Annotated in this window: 1 rRNA gene; it reads right to left on the bottom strand. The window is 49.3% G+C overall.

From position 1 onward, the window contains the following. Positions 1-1160 (bottom strand): 23S ribosomal RNA (locus AC54AF_RS27050); the annotation flags it as partial. Positions 1161-1268 lie beyond the last annotated feature (108 nt).

Below are 1268 nucleotides of genomic sequence, written 5' to 3'. Positions count from 1 at the left end.
ATATCCGCAGCTTCGGTGACTGGCTTAGCCCCGTTACATCTTCCGCGCAGGACGACTCGATCAGTGAGCTATTACGCTTTCTTTAAATGATGGCTGCTTCTAAGCCAACATCCTGACTGTTTTAGCCTTCCCACTTCGTTTTCCACTTAGCCAATCTTTGGGACCTTAGCTGGCGGTCTGGGTTGTTTCCCTCTTGACGCCGGACGTTAGCACCCGACGTCTGTCTCCCAAGCTCGCACTCATCGGTATTCGGAGTTTGCAATGGTTTGGTAAGTCGCAATGACCCCCTAGCCATAACAGTGCTCTACCCCCGATGGTGATACTTGAGGCACTACCTAAATAGTTTTCGGAGAGAACCAGCTATTTCCAAGTTTGTTTAGCCTTTCACCCCTACCCACAGCTCATCCCCTAATTTTTCAACATTAGTGGGTTCGGACCTCCAGGGCGTGTTACCGCACCTTCATCCTGGCCATGAGTAGATCACTTGGTTTCGGGTCTACACCCAGCGACTGATCGCCCTATTCGGACTCGATTTCTCTACGGCTTCCCTATTCGGTTAACCTTGCCACTGAATGTAAGTCGCTGACCCATTATACAAAAGGTACGCAGTCACGGAACAAGTCCGCTCCTACTGTTTGTATGCACACGGTTTCAGGATCTATTTCACTCCCCTTCCGGGGTTCTTTTCGCCTTTCCCTCACGGTACTGGTTCACTATCGGTCGATTACGAGTATTTAGCCTTGGAGGATGGTCCCCCCATATTCAGACAGGATGTCACGTGTCCCGCCCTACTTGTCGTACGCTTAGTATCACCGGTCCGATTTCACATACGGGGCTATCACCCACTATGGCTCCTATTTCCAGAGGATTCTGTTATCGGTCCGACTATCACGTACAGGCTCTTCCCATTTCGCTCGCCGCTACTTTGGGAATCTCGGTTGATTTCTTTTCCTGCAGCTACTTAGATGTTTCAGTTCGCCGCGTTCGCCTTGCATACCTATGTATTCAGTATGCAATACCCTAAAAGGGTGGGTTGCCCCATTCGGAAATCTGCGGATCAAAGTGTGTTTGCTCACTCCCCGCAGCTTATCGCAAGCTACTACGTCCTTCATCGCCTGTAATCGCCAAGGCATCCACCATGTGCACTTATTCGCTTGTCCCTATAACGTTAGCCTCTTCATTCTTTCAAACGAAAAGAGCGCTACAGGGATAAGAAAGTACAACGTTGTTGCTTGTTTGTTGATACATACAATCATTACCCATCGATT

Source organism: Janthinobacterium sp. JF4 (assembly GCF_059617925.1).
The sequence above is the reverse complement of the archived record's forward strand: the minus strand, read 5'-3'. Positions and strand labels throughout refer to the sequence as shown.